The organism is Nocardia sp. NPDC056064 (assembly GCF_042266925.1).
In the GTDB taxonomy this organism is placed as follows: Bacteria; Actinomycetota; Actinomycetes; order Mycobacteriales; family Mycobacteriaceae; genus Nocardia.
In genome coordinates this window covers 3,203,170-3,223,396 of sequence record NZ_JBHJWO010000001.1, presented here as the reverse complement: position 1 = coordinate 3,223,396, position 20,227 = coordinate 3,203,170, and the positions used below count along the sequence as shown (strand labels likewise).

The window sequence follows — 20,227 nt, the reverse complement described above, 5'->3', positions numbered from 1 at the left end:
CAGGGAGTGGGCTGTGGGGAACGCGCGGGCTGAGATCGGGATCGGCCTCTCGACGGCGTCGGTGTATCCGGAGAACACCCAGGCGGCGTTCCGTTATGCCGCCGAATTGGGTTACGACGGTGTGGAATTGATGGTCTGGGCCGAACCGGCGAGCCAGGACATCGCGACCGTGCAGTCCTACGCCAAGCGCTACGGGGTGCCTGTGCTGGCGGTGCACGCGCCGTGTCTGCTGATCTCCCAACGGGTCTGGGGTGCCGATCCGGTCGCCAAGCTGGAGCGCAGCGTGCGCACCGCGGAGGCGCTGGGCGCCGACACCGTGGTGGTGCATCCGCCGTTCCGCTGGCAGCGCCGCTACGCCAGGGGCTTCGCCGAGCAGGTGGGTGAACTGGAAGCGCACCACCCGGTGAAGGTGGCGGTGGAGAACATGTTCCCGATGCGCGCCGACACGCTGTTCCGCGAGGGCTCGGTGCGCAGGCTCGAACGCCGTGCCGGTCCGGGTCCGGCGGTGAGCGCGTTCAGCCCGTCCTACGACCCCACCGACATCGGCTTCGACCACTACACCCTCGACCTCTCGCACACCGCGACCGCGGGCGCCGACGCGCTCGAGCTGGCCGCGCGGATGGGCTCGGGCCTGGTGCACCTGCACCTGGCCGACGGGCGCGGCGCCGCCAACGACGAGCACCTGGTGCCCGGCGAGGGCACCCAGCCGTGCGCGCAGCTCTGCGAGCATCTGGTGCACACCGGTTTCACCGGGCACGCGGTGGCCGAGATCAACACCCAGACCGCGCGCACCACCGCCCAGCGTTCGGCGCTGCTCGCGCGCACCCTCGAGTTCGCCCGCCTGCACCTGACCGGCGCGACCCCGGACCCCCACCACGCCGACCTTCCGTGACCGGTTCGCCCGGGCGGGAATACCACGCGCGCACCCCTGCTTGTACGCTGTACGAATTGAACCTCGACCAGGAGTGACGATGACGCGAGAACTCGCGACCGACGCGCCGTTCAGTCAGGTCGTCGACCTGACCGAGCTCCCCACGACCGATGCCGAGACCGGCCGCTACGCCGGCGTCATCGCGCCCACCTGGACCATCGGCCCCAAGGTGCACGGCGGCACCATGGTCGCCGCCAGCGCCGCGGCGGCCACCCGGTGGCTCACCGAGGCCGACGAGTCCTTCGCGCAGATGGCGCCGATCGCGGCCAGCTCCGATTTCCTCGGCGCCCCGGACCCGGGCGAGGTCGAGTACGCGGTGCACATCCGCAAGAAGGGCCGCCAGATCTGCCTGGCCGACGCCGAGCTGATCCAGAACGGCCGCACCTTGGTGCGCACCGCGTTCACCTTCGGCCACCTCGACGCCGAGGCCACCCGCTGGAGCGGCCCCGACTCCGACATGCCCGCCGAACCGAGCGAGGCGGCCCACCGCTACACCCCGGATTCGCCGATGGGCAAGATCGTGCACGTCAGCGAGGGCGCGCAGGTGCTCATCGACCCGAGTCAGGCGGAGTTCCTGCGCGGGGAGACCGGCGCGCCGCGGCTGCGGCTGTGGATGCGCCCCTTCGACGGCGACGAGTCCGACCCGCGGGTGCGCGCCGCCTTCGCCATGATGGCCGCCGACATGAGCCCGCCGGTGCCGATGAACCTGGGCCACTTCGGCTGGTCGCCGACCGTGCAGATGACCACCTACCTGCGCCGCATCCCCGCACCGGGCTGGCTGCGCGTCATCGCGACCGCCCGTGAGGTCGGTGAGCGCATGTTCGACGAGGACCAGCTGGTCATCGACTCGACCGGCGCGGTCGTCGCGCAGAGCCGCCAGCTGGCGCTCATCCCGGCGGCGCGCTGACCCACCCCGGACCACTAATCTGGACCGCATGACGAGAATTGCGGTGGTCGGTGGCGGTCGGATCGGTGAGGCGTTGATCGCCGGATTGCTGGAATCCGGCCGGGCGACCAAGGATCTGGTGGTCGTCGAGCCCTCGGCCGCGCGCGGTGCCCAGCTCGCCGAGCGGTTCAAGATCCGGGTGAGCACCTCGGTCGCCGACGCGGTCGTCGGCGCCGACATCGTCGTGGTCGCGGTCAAGCCGGGCGTGGTCGACTCGGTACTCACCGACCTGTCCAAGGCCGATCTGGACACCGGTGCCGAGCAGGTGCTGGTCTCGCTGGCCGCCGGTGTCACCACCGCGCACCTGGAGGCCAAGCTGCCCGCCGGCTACCCCGTGGTGCGGGTGATGTCCAACACGCCGATGCTGGTGGGGCAGGGGATGAGCGTGCTCTCGCCCGGCCGCTACGCCAAGCCCGAGCAGCTCGAGCAGGTCGGCGAGATGCTCGAGGCCGTCGGCAAGGTGGTCACGGTGCCCGAATCGCAGATGGACGCGGTCACCGCGGTCTCCGGCTCCGGGCCCGCGTATTTCTTCCTGGTCGTGGAGGCCATGATCGACGCCGGGGTGAGCCTCGGGCTGACCCGCGATGTCGCGAGCGAGCTGGTCGTCCAGACGATGATCGGCTCGGCGGCGCTGCTCGACGAGACCGGCCAGAGCGCGGTGGACCTGCGGGTCGCGGTCACCTCGCCCGGCGGCACCACCGCCGCGGCCCTGCGCGAACTCGAGCGCGGCGCGCTGCGTTCGACCTTCAGCGAGGCATTGCACGCCGCCAGGCAACGATCCGCCGAACACGGCACGTCGAACGAATGACCGCCGGGTACCCGGGATGAAAACCGATTTCTCACACCCGTCGCAGTAATCCCACTGGTCCCGCTAAGCTCGTAGAAGCACGTGCGTGTCTGTTCCGCCGGTGGGGAAGCCGGCGGCGCGGACGTGCCGGAGGTCAGTGATGCCATGATGGCTGCGAACAGAATGTCAGCGAATAATTCACCGGCGTCGGGTGGCGGATCGGGTTCGCCCGCTCCCCGGGCCGGAGCTCCGCAGGGACAACCGGTGATCGGCGGTGGCACGCAGTTTCTCACCGTCGCCGAAGTCGCCGATCTCATGCGGGTCTCGAAGATGACGGTGTATCGGCTCGTGCACTCGGGTGAACTGCCCGCGGTGCGCGTCGGCCGGTCCTTCCGGGTGCACGCCAAGGCGGTGCACGACTACCTGGAGACGTCCTACTTCGACGCCGGATAGGTTCTCGAACGCCTCGATCTGGACTGACCGGAGGGTGCGACGAAGGAGTACCCGCAGGGAGGGAAGATCGAGGGAACAGGTCGAGAACCCGCGGGCGCCAGCCCGCAGACCGAGCTGTAGCATGGGCACTCGGTTCGTGTCCGCCTGCCGGTGGCACCGCTTCGTGGTGTCCGGTGCACCCCGGCGGCGCGGACACCTGAAGACGCACGCGACACCGCGTGTGTATGCCGAGTAGAGAGAACGCGAGGAAACCCTATGGGTTCTGTGATCAAGAAGCGCCGCAAGCGTATGTCGAAGAAGAAGCACCGCAAGCTGCTTCGCCGCACGCGTGTGCAGCGGCGCAAACTCGGCAAGTAAGCCCGCATGCCTGCGACGAGCCCGTCACCCTCGAGGTGGCGGGCTCTCGCTGTGAAATGGTCGGGTTTGTAAATCTCACTGTGCGGTGACCATCGTCATCGTTAAAAGCTTGTTGATCGTGGCGGCGGGTGGCGCGAATGCGGCTACTCTGGTACGCGGGAAAACATGAGAAGCAGGGGGCTTTGCGTGGGGTCAGATCCGAAAGTCGTCCTGGTCACCGGAGCCAGTCGTTTCTTCGGTGGCAATGTCGCGGCCAGGCTCGCTGCCACACCCGGCGTCGAGCGGGTGATCGCCGTCGACACCATGACCCCCAGCCGTGAGTTGCGCAGGCGGATGGGCAGCGCCGAATTCGTGCGCGCCGACATCCGCAATCCGCTGATCCGCAAAGTCGTCGAGGGTAACGACGTCGACACCGTCGTGCACGCCTCGGTCCTCACCCGCCCGCCCGCAGGCGGTGGGCGCGCGGTGATGAAGGACCTCAACGTCCTCGGGGCGATGCAATTGCTCGCCGTGTGCCAGAAGGCGCCGTCGGTGCGGCGTGTCGTGGTCCGGTCGTCCTCGGCGGTCTACGGGTGCAGCGCCAAGGACCCGGCCAAGTTCACCGAGGAGATGGGCGCGCGCACCCCGCCCGCGGGATGGTTCGCCCGCGACATGATCGATATCGAGGCCCTGGTGCGCGCGATGGCGCGGCGCAGGCCCGACATCTCCGCCGCCATCCTGCGCTTCGCGCCGATCGTCGGGCCCCGGCTGGCCGATCACGGCGTGCAATACCTGCGGTCGCCGATCACGCCGACCGTGCTGGGCCGCGAGGCCAGGCTGCAATTGCTGCACGAGGAAGACGCGGTCGCGGTGCTGGTGCACGCGGCGCAGCGGGCAGGCGGTGGCACGGTCAATGTCGCCGGTGACGGCGCGCTGGCCATGTCACAGGCGATCCGGCGGGCCGGGCGGATCACCGTCCCGGTGCCACTGTTCGCCTTCCGCACGGTCGGGCGCACGCTGATGGGCCCGATCATGCGCGGCTTCAGCGGTGAACAACCCGACTACTTCCACTTCGGTTGCGGGCTCGACACCACCCGCATGCGAACCGAACTCGGTTTCACGCCCCGCTGGACCACGGTCCAGGCATTCGACGACTTCATCGCGGGCGCAGCGTTGCGGCCCGTCTTCGATCCGGCATGGATCGACGCCGCGGAACACAAACTGCTCGGCCTCATCGGGGCCGGTTCAGGAGCGCATACATGAACGAGGGAGCGAAAGTCATCCGTCTCGACGTGAATGTCGAGACCAGGCAACGCCCTGCGGCCCGGCGCTGGCCGGATCAGCCGATGCAGGCGATGCCGGTCACTTCGCTGAGTGAACGCAGGCCGGGGATGCCGCCGCGGCCCCCGAAGACGCTGTCGGAGGTCGTGCGCGAGGCCCTCGGCGAGCAGATCGAGAAGACCGCCGAATTCGCGCGCCGCCGCCTCACCGGCGACTACCAGATCGACGAGTTCGGCTACGACCGCCACCTGCTCGAATCGGTCATCCTGCCCGCGCTGCGCCCGCTGTCGGACTACTGGTTCCGGGTCGAGACCGCGGGCATCGAGAACATCCCCGCCACCGGGGGAGCGCTGCTGGTCGCCAACCACGCGGGCACGGTGCCGATCGACGGGCTCATGCTGCAGCTGGCCGTGCACGACAAGCATCCCGAGCAGCGCGCGCTGCGCCTGCTGGCCGCCGACCTCATCTTCGAACTGCCGATGCTGGGCGCGCTGGCCCGCAAGGCCGGGCACACCCTGGCCTGCCACCCCGACGCCGAGCGGCTGCTGCGCTCCGGACACATCGCCGGTGTTTTCCCGGAGGGTTTCAAGGGCGTCGGAAAGAATTACGCCGATCGGTACAAGTTGCAGCGATTCGGTCGTGGTGGGTTCGTTTCCGCGGCGGTGCGCACCGGGGTGCCGATCATTCCGGTCTCGATCGTCGGTTCGGAGGAGATTTATCCGAAACTGGCCGATATCAAGCCGCTGGCCCGTTTGCTCGGATTGCCCTATTTCCCGGTGACCCCGCTGTTCCCGCATTTGGGTCCGCTCGGCGCAATTCCGCTGCCGTCGAAGTGGTACATCGAGTTCGGCGAACCGATCGACACCTCGTCGTACGCACCCGAGGAAGCCGACGATCCGATGACGATGTTCGAGGTCACCGACCAGGTCCGCGAAACGATTCAGCAAACCCTCTACAAACTCCTGGCCAAGCGTCGGAATCCGGTCCTGGGCTGAAGACAGCGGCATCCCCAGCCCCGCACCCGCGACCTCGAGGAGCGGCGGCCACGCAGTGGCCGGTCGCGGCCGGGTCGCCGGTCAGGCGCCGTTGCGTACGCGACGAAGGAGCAAGCAACGGTGCCTGACCGGCGACCCTCCAGGGGCCGCGACCTCGAGCGCGCCAGCGCTCCAACTAATCAGTGATCCCGGTGACGAGCCACTGCCGCCGCCACGGCGCCACCGGCGGCGCCGAGTGCGAGGGCGGTCGGGACGCCGATCTTGGCGGCCTTGCGGCCCGTGCGGAAGTCGCGGATCTCCCAGCCCCGGTTCTTGGCGACCTCGCGCAGGTCGGAATCGGGGTTGATGGCGACGGCGGTGCCGACCAGCGAGAGCATCGGGACGTCGTTGTGGCTGTCGGAGTAGGCGGTGCAGCGCTTGAGGTTGAGGCCCTCGCGGATGGCCAGGGTGCGCACGGCGTGGGCCTTGCCGAGGCCGTGCAGGATGTCACCGACCAGGCGGCCGGTGAACTTCCCGTCGACACTCTCGGCGACGGTGCCCAGCGCGCCGGTCAGGCCGAGGCGCTTGGCGATCACATTGGCCAGTTCTACGGGCGTCGCGGTGACCAGCCACACCTGCTGGCCCGCGTCGAGGTGCATCTGGGCCAGCGCGCGGGTGCCCGGCCAGATCTTGTCGGCGATGATCTCGTCGTAGATCTCCTCGCCCAGCGCGGCGAGCTCGGCGGTGGGCCTGCCCGCGATGAAGCTGAGCGCCTTCTCCCGGCCCGAAGCCATGTCGGAGGAGTTCTCCTTGCCGGTGACCCGGAACTTCACCTGCTTCCAGGCGACGTCGACCAGGTCGGAGGTCTTGAAATACTTGCGCGCGGCCAGCCCACGGGCGAAGTGCACGATCGAGGCACCCTGTACGAGGGTGTTGTCGACGTCGAAGAACGCGGCGGCGGTGAGGTCGCGCGGGACCTCGGGGCCCGCGTCCTCGCCCTGCTCGGCCAGTTCGGCGTCGTGCAGGGTGAGCGCGGCGTCGGCACTGGCCTCACCGGCCAGATTGGCGCGCAGCTCCTCCTCGCTCGGCCCGAACGGGCTGCGTGGCAGCCGTGCGAACTGCTCCTGTAGCTCCTGACCGAGGCGGCTGGGCTGCCACCGTGCAGGGAACTCCCCGAATCGCCCTGCGACGAATCCGGCCCTAGTCACCTTCGAACGTTCCGGCACCAGTACCCTCCGCTAGTCGCGCGAACCATGTCCACAGTAACCGGATTCACCGACAACCCGCGCCGGGCTCGGGGATTAAATAAGGGTCATGACGAATCCCACACCCACCGTGACCCTGTTGACCCGCGCCGGTTGCGGTATGTGCACCATCGCACTGGCGCAATTGGAGACGATCTGTGGTGATTTCGGTCTCCCGGTGCACACCGTCGATGTGGACGAAGCCGCGGTCAGCGACCCCGCACTGCGCGCGGAGTACGGCGATCGGCTGCCGGTGGTCCTGTTGGACGGCCGTGAACACAGCTATTTCGACGTCGACGAGCCGCGTTTGCGGGCAGACCTGAGCCGTTTCGCTGGTCGCGGCGGAAAATGAGGCCAATTTCACCGACTTTGTGAACGCCTGCACAAGCGGTTACGGTGGTGGCACGCAATCCGCACCGCCGCTTCACGCAGCGGCGGTGGCCGGGTTTGTGACAGCCCCCCATGGACCGGCCGCCGCCTCACCGCGCGGCGACCCACCCCGGTGAACGAACGACAGGAACCGGACCGCGATCAGGCCCGGCACGAGGAGCCGACGACGTGACAGAGCAGCACGAGACGCCCGGTGGCGTCTCCGGCAAGGCTCTTCAGCGGGACATTCCGCAGGCCACGGTGACTCGTCTCGCTACCTATCTCCGGGTTCTCGCCGGGTTGGCCGACGAGGGTGTAGCCATCGTATCGAGTGAGGAACTCGCTGTCGCGGCGGGTGTCAATTCGGCGAAGCTGCGTAAAGATCTTTCCTTCCTCGGACCCAACGGTGTGCGGGGTGTCGGCTATGACGTAGCCAAATTGCGCACGAGGATCGAGGATGTGCTCGGTCTGTCGCAGGGACATCGGGTGGTGCTGATCGGTGCGGGCAATCTCGGCCGCGCACTGGTCGGTTACGGCGGTTTCGGGGTACGAGGCTTCACCGTGGTCGGGATCTTCGACAACGACCCGGCGGTGATCGGCCAGTCGTACGCCGGCCTCGTCGTGCGCGATGTCGCCCGGCTCACCGACCAGATCCCGGCCCTTGCCCCGACCATCGCGGTGGTCGCGGTCCCCGACGAAGCCGCCCAGGACGTGTGCGATCACCTCGTCGCGGCCGGGCTGCCCTCGATCCTGAGCTTCGCCCCGTGCGAACTGCGCGCGCCCGCCCACGTGGAGGTCCGCCGCGTCGACCTGGCGATGGAACTGCAGATGCTCTCGTTCGACGCCGCGCGCAACGACGCGCCCGCGCTGCCCGAGGCCGCAGGCGCCGGGTCGGCCCGGGTCGCGCGCCGGGTGCCGTCGCAGAACCATCCCGCCCTCACGCACCCCGCGCCGGTCGAACCGGCGCGCGCCCGGCCGCAGCGACGCACCGCGTCGCACGCGACCACGCCCCACTCGGCAACGGAGCCAAGCACCAAGGGATCGGTGATCACCCCATGAGCGTTCTACTGGTCGGGATTTCGCACCGGAGTGCGCCCGTCTCCGTGCTCGAGAAGGTTGCCATCAGCGAGGCCGACCGGCCGAAGCTGGTCGACCGGCTGCTGGCCTCCAGCCACGTCTCCGAGGCGATGATCGTCTCCACCTGCAACCGCGTCGAGGTCTACGCGGTGGTCGATGCCTTCCACGGTGGCCTCGGCGAGGTCAGCGACCTGCTCACCCGCCACTCCGGGCTGCCGCTGGGCGATCTCACCAAGCACGCCTACGTGCGCTACAGCGAGGCCGCCGCCGAGCATCTGTTCGCGGTGGCCAGCGGCCTGGACTCGATGGTGGTCGGCGAGCAGCAGGTGCTCAGCCAGATCCGCAGCGCCTATGCCAGCGCCGACGGCCAGCAGGCGGTCGGGCGCACCCTGCACGAGCTGGCCCAGCACGGCCTGCGGGTCGGCAAGCGGGTGCACTCGGAGACCGGGATCGACCGGGCGGGCGCCTCGGTGGTGTCGGTGGCGCTGGACCGGGCGCGCGGCATCGTCGGCGAACTCGGTGGCCGGACCGCGGTGGTCCTCGGGGCCGGGGCGATGGGCGGCCTGGCGGTCGCGCATCTGTCGCGGGCCGGGATCGGGCGGATCATGGTGGTCAACCGGACCGTCGAGCGCGCGCAGCGGCTGGCCGAGACCGGGCGCACCATGCACGGCGTCGACGCCGAGGCGATCGAGATGTCGCGGCTCACCGAGGCCATGGCCGGTGCCGACGTGGTGATCACCTGTACCGGCGCGGTGGGCTCCGTGGTCACCCTGGCCGACACCCACCGCGCGCTCGCAGGCCGCACCCGTACCGACGCCGCCGAGCGGCCCCTGGTCTTCTGCGACCTCGGCCTGCCGCGCGACGTGGAACACGCCGTGGCCGGACTGCCCGGCGTCGCCGTCATCGACATCGAATCGCTGCAGCGCGATCCGGCCGCGGGCGCCGCGGCCGACGACACCGCCGCCGCGCGCCTCATCGTCGCCGACGAACTCACCAAATACCTTGCCGGGCAACGCATGGCGGAGGTCACCCCCACGGTGGCCGCGCTGCGCCAGCGCGCCGCCGACGTGGTGGAGGCCGAACTGCTCCGCCTCGACTCGCGCCTGCCCGACCTGGCCGACCCGGCCCGCGACGAGGTGGCGCGCACCGTGCGCCGCGTCGTCGACAAGCTGCTGCACGCGCCGACGGTGCGGGTCAAGCAGCTGGCGTCCACCCCGGGCGGTGACAGCTACGCCGAAGCGCTGCGTGAGCTGTTCGAACTCAAACCCGGTGCGGTGCAAGCGGTTGCCGCGCCGATGGAGGTCGCGGCCGCCGAGTCCGCGCTGGCCGACGACTTCACCGCAGGGCACCTCGGCGATGGGCAGGCCCGCATGACCGAGTCGCAGGAGGAAACGGCATGACCACGACAGTGCAGGAAGAGGACACCGTGACCGCAGGCAGCCTTCGCGCGCCGTGGCGGATCGGCACGCGCGGCAGTTTGCTCGCCCTGACACAGGCGGGCACCGTTCGCGACGCGCTGATCGCGGCGGGCCAGCCCGCCGAGCTGGTCGTCATCAAGACCCCCGGCGACCTGTCGTCGGATCCCGTGCAGAAGATCGGCGTCGGCGTGTTCACCTCCGCGCTGCGCGACGAACTGGCCGCGGGCACCATCGACGTGGCGGTGCACTCCTACAAGGATCTGCCCACCGCGCAGGACCCGCGCTTCACCATCGCCGCCATCCCGCCCCGTGAGGACCCGCGCGACGCGCTGGTCGCCCGCGACGGACTGGTCCTGGGCGAACTGCCCGCGGGCGCGGTGGTCGGCACCTCGGCGCCGCGCCGGGCCGCGCAGTTGCGCGCACTGGGACTCGGCCTCGAGATCGTCCCGCTGCGCGGCAACATCGACTCGCGCCTGCGCAAGGTGAGCGAGGGCGAACTCGACGCCATCGTGATCGCCCGCGCCGGCCTGTCGCGGATCGGGCGCACCGACGCCATCACCGAATCGCTCGAGCCGGTGCAGATGCTGCCCGCCCCCTCGCAGGGTGCCCTGGCGGTGGAATGCCGCAGCGACGACCCGGACCTGATCGCCATCCTGGCCGAACTCGACGACGAACCGACCAGAGCCGCGGTGCTCGCCGAGCGCGCGTTGCTCGGTGAGCTCGAGGCGGGCTGCACCGCCCCGATCGGTGCCATCGCCGAGGTGGTCGAGTCGATCGACGAGGACGGACGCATCTTCGAGGAGCTCTCGCTGCGGGCCTGTGCCGCGGCGATCGACGGCTCCGATGTGCTGCGCGCCTCGATCGTCGGCGCGCCGCAGGACGCGGCGGAGCTCGGCCGCACGCTCGCGCGCGAACTGCTGGATCTCGGCGCCCGCGCTCTGCTGAGCGTGGACGAGCCGGCCCCGGCCACAGACTTCACCAATTCCAGCCCGATGGAGAACAACCGATGAGCAGCCGAGCCACCAAGAAGCAACCAGGGCGGATCCTTTTCGTCGGCTCCGGCCCCGGCGACCCGGCCCTGCTGACCGTGCGTGCCCGTGAAGTGCTCGAGCGGGCGACGCTGGCGTTCACCGATCCCGATGTCGACAAGGGCGTGCTGGCGCTGATCGGCGGCGCCGTCGAGGCGAACGAGGACGGCGAACGTCCGGTCGACGTGCGGCCCGCCCTCGGCGAACCCGCCGAGGTGGCCAAGACGCTGATCGCCGAGGCCCGCAACGGCCACGACGTGGTCCGTGTCGTCGCCGGTGACCCGCTGACCACCGATTCGGTGATCAACGAGGTCAATGCCGTGACCCGCTCGCACATGGTGTTCGAGGTGCTGCCGGGCCTGCCCAACGGCTCCGCGGTGCCCAGCTACGCCGGGATCGCGCTGGGTTCCGGGCACACCGAGGCCGATGTGCGCGGCGAGGTCGACTGGGCGGCGCTGGCCGCCGCGCCGGGCCCGCTGGTGCTCAACGCCACCTCCGGCCACCTGGCCGAGACCGCGAGCGCGCTGGTGGAGCACGGGCTGGCCCCGCAGACGCCGGTCGCGGTGACCGTGCGCGGCACCACCCGTCAGCAGCGCACCATCGAGGCCACCCTCGCCACCCTCAACAACGCCGCCTCCGAGCTGGTCGGCCCGCTGGTGGTGACGGTCGGCAAGGAGGTCGACAAGCGCTCGAAGATGTCGTGGTGGGAGTCGCGGGCGCTCTACGGCTGGACCGTGCTGGTGCCGCGCACCAAGGACCAGGCCGGCGAGATGAGCGAGCGCCTGGTGACCCACGGCGCCATCCCGATGGAGGTGCCGACCATCGCGGTCGAGCCGCCGCGCAGCCCCGCGCAGATGGAGCGCGCGGTGAAGGGCCTGGTCGACGGTCGCTACCAGTGGGTGGTGTTCACCTCCACCAACGCGGTGCGCGCGGTGTGGGAGAAGTTCGCCGAGTTCGGTCTGGACGCTCGCGCGTTCTCCGGGGTGAAGATCGCCTGTGTCGGTGAGGCCACCGCGGAGAAGGTGCGCTCCTTCGGCATCAACCCCGAGCTGGTGCCCAGCGGCGAGCAGTCCTCCGAGGGCCTGCTGGCCGACTTCCCGCCCTACGACGACGTGTTCGACCCGGTCAACCGGGTGCTGCTGCCGCGCGCCGACATCGCCACCGAGACCCTCGCCGAGGGCCTGCGCGAGCGCGGCTGGGAGATCGACGACGTCACCGCCTACCGCACCGTGCGTGCCTCGCCGCCGCCCGCGGAGACCCGCGAGATGATCAAGACCGGCGGTTTCGACGCGGTCCTGTTCACCTCGTCCTCCACGGTCCGCAACCTGGTGGGTATCGCGGGCAAGCCGCACGCGCGCACCATCGTGGCCTGCATCGGCCCCAAGACCGCCGAGACCGCGATCGAGTTCGGCCTGCGGGTCGACGTGCAGCCCGAGACCGCCCAGGTGGGCCCCCTGGTGGAGGCCCTGGCCGAGCACGCCTCGCGCCTGCGCGCCGAGGGCCTGCTGCCGCCGCCGCGCAAGAAGAGCCGCCGTAGCAGCAGCCGCTAGCCGGCGCACGAGACCCGAAGGCCCGCCCATCGTGGCGGGCCTTCGTCGTATCGAGATCACCGGCTGTAGCGCAGCAGCGTGCGCACCAGCCGGCAGGTGGCGTCCGAGGGCGCCCGCAGCTCGATCTGTTCGGCGGTGCGGCGGATGGTGTCGTTGGTGGCCTGGTTGGGCAGGTACACCCCGCTGTCGAGCAGCGCGATGGTCAACCGCATGGCCTTGAGCCTGCGGTTGTGCGCGATGTACCAGCGGCGCGGCCTGCCCGCGGGCAGCCGCTTCTTCTCCAGCGGCACATACGGTGCGATGAATCCGGACTTCGACGTTGCGGCAATGGCGTTCATGGCGTCCTCCCGTCGCGAATGGGTCCCCGTCCCCGATCGCCGGGAACCCTCGAACACGCTTTCGATTGTACCGAGGGGGTCCGACAAGTTTCGTGATCCGCTCGCGGAAGCCATTGAGCTCCAGTCGGATTCGATCGTATCCACCGGCCCCGCGCGGCGTTGCGCCGGGAGTCTGTCGGTGGGCTGTGCTCTAGTGGCACCAGGATTCGGTGGCACAGTCGACGGGGGAGGAGACACGATGACAACGGAGGAGATCACCCGGCGCCTCGGCGCCCATGTGGAGGCCGACGAACTGCTCGGGCTGGCCTGGCTCGTCGCCGTCGGCGACCGGGTGTCGACCGGCGCGATCGGTCATCTCGACCAGGCGCGTGCCGCGCCGGTACGCACCGACAGCCTGTTCCGTATCTCCTCGATGACCAAACCGCTCACCGCGGTGGCCGCCGCCGTCCTCATCGACGACGGCCTGCTCGACCCGGCCGAACCGGTCGACCGCCTGCTCCCCGAACTCGCCGACCGTCAGGTGCTCATCCACCCGGGCGCCGAGGTCACCGACACCGTCGTGGCACGGCGCCCGATCACGGTCGACGATCTGCTCACCTTCCGGCTCGGCTGGGGCATGGACTTCACCGACTTCTCGCCCAAGCCGTTCGACGCCGCCTGGAGCGAGCTCGGTCTGGGCTGGGGCCCGCCGACGCCCGCGCAACTCCCGCCGGGCGACGAGTGGCTGGCCCGGCTCGGCACCCTGCCGTTGCAGTACCAGCCGGGGGAGCGCTGGCTCTATCACGTCGGCGCGCAGATCCTGGGCTTCCTCGTCGGCCGGGCGGCGGGCACCTCGCTCTCGGAGTTCCTCGCCGAGCGCGTGCTGGGCCCGCTCGGGATGACCGACACCGGCTTCTGGGTCCCACCCGAACGACTCGACCGGTTCGGCCCGCACTACACCGAACGCGACGGCGAGCGCGTCGTGCACGATCCGGTCGACGGCCAGTGGAGCGCGCCACCGGCCTTCGAGGGCGGCGGCGACGGGCTGGTGTCCACCGTCGCGGACTATCACCGGTTCGCCCGGATGTTGCGCGACGGCGGTGTGTTCGACGGCGTGCGGGTCCTGTCCGAACGGGCCGTGACAACGCTCACGACCAATCACCTCACCGCCGAGCAGCTCGCGCGCGGCGGCCCGAATCCCGACGGCAGCGCGGGCTGGGGCCACGGCATGGGTGTCCAGCTCACCGACCTGGCGGACGGCCCGCGCGCCGGTTCCTACGGCTGGGCGGGCGGTCTCGGCTCCACCTGGAGCAACGACGGACCGGTGACCGGAATCCTGCTCACCAACCAGACCTGGGGTTCGGCCGGACCCACCCCGGTGTTTGCTGCGTTCGAGTCGATCCTGGGCGAATTATCGCGCTCCGGCGAGGCGCCCTAGGCGGCGCGACCACGCCGGGCACGCAGGCGTACTCTGCGGAATATGACCGCTTTCGACCGCCCACGGCGGTTGCGCAGGACCCCCGCACTGCGTCGGCTCGTCGCCGAGACCACGCTCGAGCCGCGCCACCTCGTACTGCCGATGTTCGTCGCCGACGGCATCGACGAGCCGCGCGAGATCAGCTCGATGCCGGGGGTGTACCAGCACTCGCTGGACTCGCTGCGCAAGGCGGCCGTCGAAGCGGTGGCCGCGGGCGTGGGCGGGCTGATGCTGTTCGGCGTCCCGCTGCCCGAGGACAAGGACGCCACCGGCAGCCAGGCCAGCGATCCGCGCGGCATCCTCAACCGCGGCCTGCGCGCGCTGGCCGAGGAGGTGGGCGACTCGACCGTGGTCATGGCCGACACCTGCCTCGACGAATTCACCGACCACGGCCACTGCGGCGTGATCGGCTCCGACGGCGGGGTCGACAACGACGCCACCCTGCACCGCTATGTCGAGATGGCGCTGGCCCAGGCCGAGGCGGGCGCCGATCTGCTCGGCACCAGCGGCATGATGGACGGCCAGGTCGGCGCGATCCGGCGCGGCCTCGACGCCGTCGGGCACACCGACACCGCCATCCTGGCCTACGCGGCCAAGTACGCCTCCGCCTTCTACGGCCCGTTCCGCGAGGCGGTGGGCTCCTCGCTGGAAGGCGACCGCCGCACCTACCAGCAGGACCCGGCCAACCGCCGCGAGTCGCTGCGCGAACTCGACCTCGACCTGGCCGAGGGCGCCGACATCGTGATGGTCAAGCCCGCGATGTCCTACCTCGACATCCTGCGCGATGTCGCCGACCGCTCGACCGTGCCGGTGGCCGCCTACCAGATCTCCGGCGAGTACGCGATGATCACCGCCGCCGCCGAACGCGGCTGGATCGACCGCAGGGGCGCGATCCTGGAATCGCTGGTGGGCATCCGGCGGGCGGGCGCGGACATCGTGCTCACCTACTGGGCGACCGAGGCTGCACACTGGCTGTCGTGATCGTTCCACCGAACAAACCAGAATCCCTCCCGATGCCGGAGGACGTCGGCACCGCACGGCAGCTGTGGTGGGGCGTGGCCGGCCTCGGCGTGATCTACACCGGCGCCAGCGTGGCCACCATGTACGGCCGCCGCGGTGACCTGAGCAAGCAGTTCCTCGACGAGATGCACAAGACCGACCCGAACATGCCCGCCTCGACCGTGGACGTGCTGATCCTGGCCGCCTTCGTGCTCACAGCGGTGGTCGGGCTGCTCGTGTGCGCCGTCACGGTGGTCATCGCCCATCAGCTCGGGCGCGGCAAGTCCTGGGCGCGCACCCTGCTGACGGTGGCCGCCGTCTGGCTGGCACTGGGCGCGATCGCCACGATGTTCAACATCGCCGCCGTCACCGGTGCCGCCGCGATGATCAGCGGGGCGACGGCGATCGTGCAGGGCGTGCTCGCCGCGGGCGCGGCGTATCTGAGTTTCCGCCCCGACTCCACGCGGTACTTCCAATTGAACAAGCGGTGAACACCGGGTAGACCCCGGACGTCGTTGGCCGCTCACCGGCCACAGTGTATGGTGAGGATGGTCACACTGAGCGGAGGCAATGATGCGCGTGGTGATCCAGCAGCCCCACAGTCTGCGACGCGATTGCTTGGTCATCGGATTGATGGTTCTGCTCGTGGTCGCCACCATCGCGCTCGTGCTGCTCCCGAGCATTGTCGGCTGATGCCCCGGCGCTGCGCCGCGACGATGCTCTGATGCTGTTCTCCGAACCCGGCGGTCGCTGGCGCGCGGTCGCCTACGGTCCGGCCCTCTGCGCGGTCATCCTGCTCGTCGAATGGCTCACCGGCAGCACGCTGCACGGTTTCGCCCTCGGCTTCTGCGCCGTCGCGCTCGGTGGTTTCACCGCCCTGCAGGTGGTCGCCGGTCGCGCGCACGCCCGGGTCGAACTCACCCCCGACACGCTGCGGCAGGGCACCGAATCCGTGGCCGTGGCCCACATCGCGGCCGTGCTGCCCGCCGACGACGACGATGCCGCCGACGCCCGCGCGCTCGGCGAGCTCAGCGGCGTGCCCCGGCGCCGCCGTGGCATCGGCCTGCGCCTGGCCGACGGTGCCGTCGTACGGGCCTGGGCGATCGACCACACCGGGCTGCGCGCCGCACTGACCACCGCCCTGGCAGGATCGCGGGAATGAATCGCTGGATCGCCACGGCGCTGACGGAACTGGCCCTGGCCGTGATCTTCCTGGCGGGCGCGGCCTACAGCTGGGGCAATGCCCGGCGCACCACCGAATTCGTGGGCACCGACGAGCACCCGGGTTTCGAGGCGGTGCGGTATGTGCCGCCGCTGATCGTGCTCGCCACCGGGTTGGTGATCGTCGCCGGGCTGTTGGTCATCGATGCCGTCGCCCGCGCGGTCGCCGCGCGCTCTGTAGCACCGCGGCCGGTCGAACCGATGCACTGAGTGAAGCGAATTCCGATGTGTGCGTTGGGGTTCGGAACACATCGAGGAGGACACCGATGACCAGCAAGCTCGCCGCCGGAATCTGTACGGCCGCCGCCGCACTCGCCCTCGCCGCCGCGCCCGCCCAGGCCGCCCCCGGCCTGCCGCTGACCCCGTCCGCCGAACCGGCCGCGGACGGCTTCGCCCCCGAGACCGGCTCCGGCGGGATCTACAACGGCATCATGTGCCAGCTGCACACGCTCTCCGCCGAGATCCCCTGCATGTACACCTAGCCGGTCCACGCCTGGTAGATGTCGAGCAGCCTGCCGCCGCGCGTGCCGGGCGCGTTGAGATACACGCTGACGGTGCCGTCGGGATGCCCGGCGGCCTCGGTCACCACCTGCCGCAGCGTGGCGTGCACGCCGCCCCGCTCGTCGCGGTAGAGCGCGGTGTCGCTGTGCAGGCCCGCGCCGATCCGATCGGGCGGCACGAACATCGCCGTGACCGCCGGAATCGGGCCCGCGCCGAGCGCGACGGTCTCCTCGTGGCTGAGCGTCACCCCGATCCGGTCGGGCTGGATCTGCGGGGCGAGCGCGCCCGCCGCCGGTGCGCCGAACAGGACCCCGGCCGCGACGAAGCCCGTGCCGAGAGCAGTGCTGGTGACGCCGAAACGCATGGAATACCCTCTCGCTGAAACCTGGTGACGAGCCGCCCGGGGCGGCAGAGCAGCCCGCAGCGTAGCCCCGTGCCGGTGCGGCCGGATCGAATTCCCGCGCGGATCACGGCGGTGTGTCGGGCGTGTCGCCGGTGGGTCGCTGCGGTCTGGGTCACTGTGCTCCACCCTGTCGTCCGGCGCGCCGAGGCGAGCTGAGACACTGGAATCCGTGAGTTCTTCTCCGCGCGCGACCAGGACCAGCCCCTCGCAGGTGCCGGTGTCCGCCCAGCTCTTCGAGCGGGCTGCTTCGGTGATCCCGGGTGGCGTGAATTCGCCGGTCCGCGCGTTCAATTCGGTCGGCGGCACGCCGCGCTTCATCGCCTCCGCCGACGGCTACACCCTGCGTGACGCGGACGGCAACGAGTACGTCGATCTGGTGTGCTCGTGGGGTCCGATGATCCTCGGGCACGCGCACCCGGCCGTCGTCGAGGCGGTGCAGCGGGCGGCCACCGGTGGCCTGTCCTTCGGCGCGCCGACCGAGGCCGAGATCGAGCTCGCCGAGGCCATCGCCGCCCGGGTGGATCCGGTCGAGCGGGTGCGCCTGGTGAACTCCGGCACCGAGGCCACCATGAGCGCGGTGCGCCTGGCCCGCGGCTTCACCGGCCGCACCAAGATCATCAAGTTCTCCGGCTGTTACCACGGCCACGTCGACGCGCTGCTGGCCGACGCCGGGTCGGGCGTGGCCACCCTCGGCCTGCCCACCTCGCCGGGCGTGACCGGCGCCCAGGCCGCCGACACCCTGGTCCTGCCCTACAACGATCTCGCCGCCGTGGCCGCCGCCTTCGAGGCGCATCCGGGGCAGATCGCGTGCGTGATCACCGAGGCCGCCGCGGGCAACATGGGCGCGGTCGCGCCGCTGCCCGGCTTCAACGAGGGCCTGCGCACGCTCGCCCACGACAACGGCGCGCTGCTCATCATGGACGAGGTCATGACCGGTTTCCGGGTGAGCGCCGCGGGCTGGTACGGCCGCGAGGGCGTCGCCGGTGACCTCTACACCTTCGGCAAGGTGATGAGCGGTGGCCTGCCCGCCGCCGCGTTCGGTGGCCGCGCCGAGATCATGAACAACCTCGCCCCGCTCGGCCCGGTCTACCAGGCGGGCACCCTGTCGGGGAATCCCGTCGCCGTCGCGGCCGGTCTGGCGACCCTGCGCGCCGCCGACGACACGGTGTACGCGGCGCTGGATCGCAACGCCGACCGGCTCGGCTCGCTGTTCGCGAAAGCGCTCACCGAGGCCGGGGTCGAGCATCAGGTCCAGTTCGCAGGCAATATGGTGAGCGTGTTCTTCGCCGAGCGCCCGGTCACCGACTACGCCGCCGCCAAGGCGAGCCAGACCTGGCGTTACCCCGCTTTCTTCCACGCCCTGCTCGACGCGGGCGTGTACGCGCCGCCGAGCGCGTTCGAAGCGTGGTTCGTCTCCGCGGCACTCGACGAGGACGCGTTCGACCGTATCGCCGCCGCTCTGCCCGCCGCCGCCCTCGCGGCCGCGGCCGCAACCCCCGAAGGATCCACAGCGTGAGCTCCGACCAGCCCGACGCAGAATTCGCCACCCCCGACGACGCCGCCGAGGCGCCGCATCCGGCCCCCGCCGCGGCGCCGCCCGGCCTCGACGACGACGCGTCGACCGTGGAGACCATCGTCCACGTGCTGCGCCACGGCGAGGTGCACAATCCCAACGGCATCCTCTACGGCCGCCTGCCCGGTTTCAGCCTGTCGGTGACCGGTCGCTCGCAGGCCGCCGCCGTCGCCCGCTCGCTGGCCGACCACGACATCTCCCTGGTGATCGCCTCCCCGTTGCAGCGCGCCCAGGAGACCGCCGCTCCCATCGCCGCCGCCCACGACGTGGTGGTGCGCACCGACGAGAACCTGATCGAGGCGGGCAACACCTTCGAGGGCCTGCGCGTGTCGGTCGGTGACGGCGCGCTGCGCAAGCCGCGGCACTGGTGGAAGCTGCGCGACCCGTTCACCCCGTCCTGGGGCGAACCGTACCTGCAGATCGCCCATCGCATGCTGGCCGCGGTCAACAAGGCACGCGTCGAGGGCGCCGGGCACGAGGTCGTGCTGGTCTCGCATCAGCTGCCCGTGTGGACGCTGCGCCGGTTCCTGCAGGGTCAGCGCCTGTGGCACGACCCGCGCAACCGGCAGTGCTCGCTGGCCTCGCTCACCTCGCTGGTCTATCACGGCGACACCCTCGTCGACATCGTCTACTCCGAGCCCGCCGGGGCCTCGGATCCGGCGGTTCACGGCGCATGAGCGGCACCACCGCATCGGGACCCGCCCGTGGCCGTCGGCCGCGGGTGCTGACCGTCGCGCTGTCCGCGCTGCTGGTGATCGTCGCGGCAGCGGGCTGCTCGACCGGTACCGATGCGGTGGCAACCGGTGGCGGCACCTTCGAATTCGTGTCGCCGGGTGGTAGAACCGATATCAGATACGACCCGCCCGCCAGTCGCGGGACGATCGGCACGCTCTCGGGGCCCGACCTGATGAACGAGGGGAAGACCGTCTCGGTCGACGATTTCCCGAACCAGGTCGTGGTCGTGAATCTGTGGGGGCAGTGGTGCGGCCCGTGCCGCGCCGAATCGCCCGCACTCGAAAAGGTCTACGCGGCGACCAAGGACAAGGGCGTCGCGTTCCTGGGTATCAACGTCCGCGATCACCAGCGCGACAAGGCCCAGGACTTCGTGGTGGACAACAAGATCGAATACCCGTCCATCTACGACCCGTCGATGCGAACCTTGCTCGCTCTCGGCGGAAACTTTCCCACCAGTGTCATTCCGACCACGCTGATTCTCGATCGTCAGCACCGGGTCGCCGCGGTCTTCCTTCGCTCGCTCTTGGCCGAAGACCTGCAGCCCGTGGTCGAGACCATCGCCGAGGAGAAGCAGTGAGCCGTCGTCGTCCCGGAAATCTGACCGCGT

The 20,227-nt window shown here is 70.4% G+C and carries 24 protein-coding genes; 21 read left to right on the top strand and 3 right to left on the bottom strand.

Features of this window, described 5'->3' with window-relative positions:
- The first annotated feature begins 13 nt into the window (after positions 1–13).
- From ACFC06_RS14745 to ACFC06_RS14715, 7 genes are all read left to right on the top strand, one after another.
- Positions 14–892, top strand: a complete 879-nt coding sequence (locus tag ACFC06_RS14745) for a sugar phosphate isomerase/epimerase family protein (protein ID WP_375930408.1) — start codon at positions 14–16, stop codon at positions 890–892.
- 79 nt (positions 893–971) lie between these two features.
- The gene (locus ACFC06_RS14740; RefSeq protein ID WP_375930405.1) at positions 972–1,838 is read left to right on the top strand and encodes a thioesterase family protein; all 867 of its coding nucleotides are present in this window, start codon (positions 972–974) and stop codon (positions 1,836–1,838) included.
- 28 nt (positions 1,839–1,866) lie between these two features.
- Positions 1,867–2,685, top strand: a complete 819-nt coding sequence (gene proC, locus ACFC06_RS14735) for a pyrroline-5-carboxylate reductase (protein WP_375930402.1) — start codon at positions 1,867–1,869, stop codon at positions 2,683–2,685.
- A gap of 162 nt (positions 2,686–2,847) precedes the next feature.
- Positions 2,848–3,117 (top strand): helix-turn-helix domain-containing protein, encoded by a 270-nt coding sequence (locus ACFC06_RS14730; RefSeq protein WP_375930399.1) that lies wholly within the window; start codon positions 2,848–2,850, stop codon positions 3,115–3,117.
- A gap of 255 nt (positions 3,118–3,372) precedes the next feature.
- Positions 3,373–3,474, top strand: a complete 102-nt coding sequence (locus ACFC06_RS14725) for a 30S ribosomal protein bS22 (RefSeq protein WP_003402602.1) — start codon at positions 3,373–3,375, stop codon at positions 3,472–3,474.
- Positions 3,475–3,639: 165 nt separating this feature from the next.
- Complete coding sequence (locus tag ACFC06_RS14720; RefSeq protein WP_375930396.1) at positions 3,640–4,716, top strand: NAD-dependent epimerase/dehydratase family protein; 1,077 nt, start codon at positions 3,640–3,642, stop codon at positions 4,714–4,716.
- On the top strand, positions 4,713–5,729 hold the full coding sequence (locus ACFC06_RS14715; RefSeq protein WP_375930393.1) for a lysophospholipid acyltransferase family protein: 1,017 nt from the start codon (positions 4,713–4,715) through the stop codon (positions 5,727–5,729). Before ACFC06_RS14720 ends, ACFC06_RS14715 begins: the two co-directional genes overlap by 4 nt.
- 179 nt (positions 5,730–5,908) lie before the next feature.
- On the opposite strand, the gene ACFC06_RS14710 is transcribed toward ACFC06_RS14715, so the two are convergent.
- The gene (locus tag ACFC06_RS14710) at positions 5,909–6,934 is read right to left on the bottom strand and encodes an HAD family hydrolase (protein ID WP_375930390.1); all 1,026 of its coding nucleotides are present in this window, start codon (positions 6,932–6,934) and stop codon (positions 5,909–5,911) included.
- Positions 6,935–7,022: 88 nt separating this feature from the next.
- Between ACFC06_RS14710 and ACFC06_RS14705 the strand changes: the two genes are divergently transcribed.
- The 5 genes from ACFC06_RS14705 to ACFC06_RS14685 all read left to right on the top strand — a co-directional run bounded on the left by ACFC06_RS14705 (position 7,023) and on the right by ACFC06_RS14685 (position 12,394).
- Positions 7,023–7,304, top strand: coding sequence for a glutaredoxin family protein (locus tag ACFC06_RS14705; RefSeq protein ID WP_375930387.1), 282 nt, complete (start codon positions 7,023–7,025; stop codon positions 7,302–7,304).
- Positions 7,305–7,510: 206 nt separating this feature from the next.
- Complete coding sequence (locus tag ACFC06_RS14700; RefSeq protein WP_375930384.1) at positions 7,511–8,380, top strand: redox-sensing transcriptional repressor Rex; 870 nt, start codon at positions 7,511–7,513, stop codon at positions 8,378–8,380.
- Positions 8,377–9,798, top strand: coding sequence for a glutamyl-tRNA reductase (locus tag ACFC06_RS14695; RefSeq protein WP_375930381.1), 1,422 nt, complete (start codon positions 8,377–8,379; stop codon positions 9,796–9,798). Before ACFC06_RS14700 ends, ACFC06_RS14695 begins: the two co-directional genes overlap by 4 nt.
- Positions 9,795–10,826, top strand: coding sequence for a hydroxymethylbilane synthase (gene hemC / locus ACFC06_RS14690; protein WP_375930378.1), 1,032 nt, complete (start codon positions 9,795–9,797; stop codon positions 10,824–10,826). Before ACFC06_RS14695 ends, hemC begins: the two co-directional genes overlap by 4 nt.
- Positions 10,823–12,394, top strand: coding sequence for a uroporphyrinogen-III synthase (locus tag ACFC06_RS14685; RefSeq protein WP_375930375.1), 1,572 nt, complete (start codon positions 10,823–10,825; stop codon positions 12,392–12,394). Before hemC ends, ACFC06_RS14685 begins: the two co-directional genes overlap by 4 nt.
- Before the next feature lie 56 nt (positions 12,395–12,450).
- Here ACFC06_RS14685 and ACFC06_RS14680 read toward each other — a convergent pair whose 3' ends face one another.
- Complete coding sequence (locus tag ACFC06_RS14680) at positions 12,451–12,732, bottom strand: hypothetical protein (RefSeq protein WP_375930372.1); 282 nt, start codon at positions 12,730–12,732, stop codon at positions 12,451–12,453.
- A 238-nt stretch (positions 12,733–12,970) separates the two neighbouring features.
- Here ACFC06_RS14680 and ACFC06_RS14675 point away from each other — a divergent pair, with 238 nt between their 5' ends.
- From ACFC06_RS14675 to ACFC06_RS14650, 6 genes are all read left to right on the top strand, one after another.
- Entirely contained in the window at positions 12,971–14,149 is a 1,179-nt protein-coding gene (locus ACFC06_RS14675) for a serine hydrolase domain-containing protein (RefSeq protein ID WP_375930369.1), read from the top strand.
- A gap of 42 nt (positions 14,150–14,191) precedes the next feature.
- Positions 14,192–15,169 (top strand): porphobilinogen synthase, encoded by a 978-nt coding sequence (gene hemB, locus ACFC06_RS14670; RefSeq protein WP_375930366.1) that lies wholly within the window; start codon positions 14,192–14,194, stop codon positions 15,167–15,169.
- A gap of 32 nt (positions 15,170–15,201) precedes the next feature.
- Complete coding sequence (locus ACFC06_RS14665; RefSeq protein WP_375930363.1) at positions 15,202–15,678, top strand: hypothetical protein; 477 nt, start codon at positions 15,202–15,204, stop codon at positions 15,676–15,678.
- 233 nt (positions 15,679–15,911) lie between these two features.
- A complete protein-coding gene (locus ACFC06_RS14660) occupies positions 15,912–16,349 on the top strand; it encodes a hypothetical protein (RefSeq protein ID WP_375930360.1) in 438 nt (145 codons plus the stop codon).
- The gene (locus ACFC06_RS14655; RefSeq protein WP_375930357.1) at positions 16,346–16,618 is read left to right on the top strand and encodes a hypothetical protein; all 273 of its coding nucleotides are present in this window, start codon (positions 16,346–16,348) and stop codon (positions 16,616–16,618) included. Before ACFC06_RS14660 ends, ACFC06_RS14655 begins: the two co-directional genes overlap by 4 nt.
- Positions 16,619–16,674: 56 nt before the next feature.
- Positions 16,675–16,890 (top strand): hypothetical protein, encoded by a 216-nt coding sequence (locus tag ACFC06_RS14650; protein ID WP_375930354.1) that lies wholly within the window; start codon positions 16,675–16,677, stop codon positions 16,888–16,890.
- Here ACFC06_RS14650 and ACFC06_RS14645 read toward each other — a convergent pair.
- A complete protein-coding gene (locus tag ACFC06_RS14645) occupies positions 16,887–17,273 on the bottom strand; it encodes a hypothetical protein (protein WP_375930351.1) in 387 nt (128 codons plus the stop codon). The two genes, ACFC06_RS14650 and ACFC06_RS14645, sit on opposite strands and share 4 nt — an antisense overlap.
- Before the next feature lie 208 nt (positions 17,274–17,481).
- Between ACFC06_RS14645 and hemL the strand changes: the two genes are divergently transcribed.
- Genes hemL through ACFC06_RS14630 form a run of 3 tightly spaced genes read left to right on the top strand, consistent with a single transcriptional unit; the run spans position 17,482 to position 20,197 of the window.
- Positions 17,482–18,828, top strand: coding sequence for a glutamate-1-semialdehyde 2,1-aminomutase (gene hemL, locus ACFC06_RS14640; RefSeq protein ID WP_375930348.1), 1,347 nt, complete (start codon positions 17,482–17,484; stop codon positions 18,826–18,828).
- Complete coding sequence (locus ACFC06_RS14635; RefSeq protein WP_375930345.1) at positions 18,825–19,562, top strand: histidine phosphatase family protein; 738 nt, start codon at positions 18,825–18,827, stop codon at positions 19,560–19,562. Before hemL ends, ACFC06_RS14635 begins: the two co-directional genes overlap by 4 nt.
- Entirely contained in the window at positions 19,559–20,197 is a 639-nt protein-coding gene (locus tag ACFC06_RS14630) for a TlpA disulfide reductase family protein (RefSeq protein WP_375930342.1), read from the top strand. Before ACFC06_RS14635 ends, ACFC06_RS14630 begins: the two co-directional genes overlap by 4 nt.
- Positions 20,198–20,227: the final 30 nt, after the last annotated feature.

Coding starts and splice junctions, on each gene's coding strand:
- ACFC06_RS14740 (WP_375930405.1), top strand. CDS start 972: ATGACGCGAGAACTCGCGACCGACGCGCCGTTCAGTCAGGTCGTCGAC.
- proC (WP_375930402.1), top strand. CDS start 1,867: ATGACGAGAATTGCGGTGGTCGGTGGCGGTCGGATCGGTGAGGCGTTG.
- ACFC06_RS14730 (WP_375930399.1), top strand. CDS start 2,848: ATGTCAGCGAATAATTCACCGGCGTCGGGTGGCGGATCGGGTTCGCCC.
- ACFC06_RS14725 (WP_003402602.1), top strand. CDS start 3,373: ATGGGTTCTGTGATCAAGAAGCGCCGCAAGCGTATGTCGAAGAAGAAG.
- ACFC06_RS14720 (WP_375930396.1), top strand. CDS start 3,640: ATGAGAAGCAGGGGGCTTTGCGTGGGGTCAGATCCGAAAGTCGTCCTG.
- ACFC06_RS14715 (WP_375930393.1), top strand. CDS start 4,713: ATGAACGAGGGAGCGAAAGTCATCCGTCTCGACGTGAATGTCGAGACC.
- ACFC06_RS14705 (WP_375930387.1), top strand. CDS start 7,023: ATGACGAATCCCACACCCACCGTGACCCTGTTGACCCGCGCCGGTTGC.
- ACFC06_RS14695 (WP_375930381.1), top strand. CDS start 8,377: ATGAGCGTTCTACTGGTCGGGATTTCGCACCGGAGTGCGCCCGTCTCC.
- hemC (WP_375930378.1), top strand. CDS start 9,795: ATGACCACGACAGTGCAGGAAGAGGACACCGTGACCGCAGGCAGCCTT.
- ACFC06_RS14685 (WP_375930375.1), top strand. CDS start 10,823: ATGAGCAGCCGAGCCACCAAGAAGCAACCAGGGCGGATCCTTTTCGTC.
- ACFC06_RS14680 (WP_375930372.1), bottom strand. CDS start 12,732: ATGAACGCCATTGCCGCAACGTCGAAGTCCGGATTCATCGCACCGTAT.
- ACFC06_RS14675 (WP_375930369.1), top strand. CDS start 12,971: ATGACAACGGAGGAGATCACCCGGCGCCTCGGCGCCCATGTGGAGGCC.
- hemB (WP_375930366.1), top strand. CDS start 14,192: ATGACCGCTTTCGACCGCCCACGGCGGTTGCGCAGGACCCCCGCACTG.
- ACFC06_RS14665 (WP_375930363.1), top strand. CDS start 15,202: ATGCCGGAGGACGTCGGCACCGCACGGCAGCTGTGGTGGGGCGTGGCC.
- ACFC06_RS14660 (WP_375930360.1), top strand. CDS start 15,912: ATGCTGTTCTCCGAACCCGGCGGTCGCTGGCGCGCGGTCGCCTACGGT.
- ACFC06_RS14655 (WP_375930357.1), top strand. CDS start 16,346: ATGAATCGCTGGATCGCCACGGCGCTGACGGAACTGGCCCTGGCCGTG.
- ACFC06_RS14650 (WP_375930354.1), top strand. CDS start 16,675: ATGACCAGCAAGCTCGCCGCCGGAATCTGTACGGCCGCCGCCGCACTC.
- ACFC06_RS14645 (WP_375930351.1), bottom strand. CDS start 17,273: ATGCGTTTCGGCGTCACCAGCACTGCTCTCGGCACGGGCTTCGTCGCG.
- ACFC06_RS14630 (WP_375930342.1), top strand. CDS start 19,559: ATGAGCGGCACCACCGCATCGGGACCCGCCCGTGGCCGTCGGCCGCGG.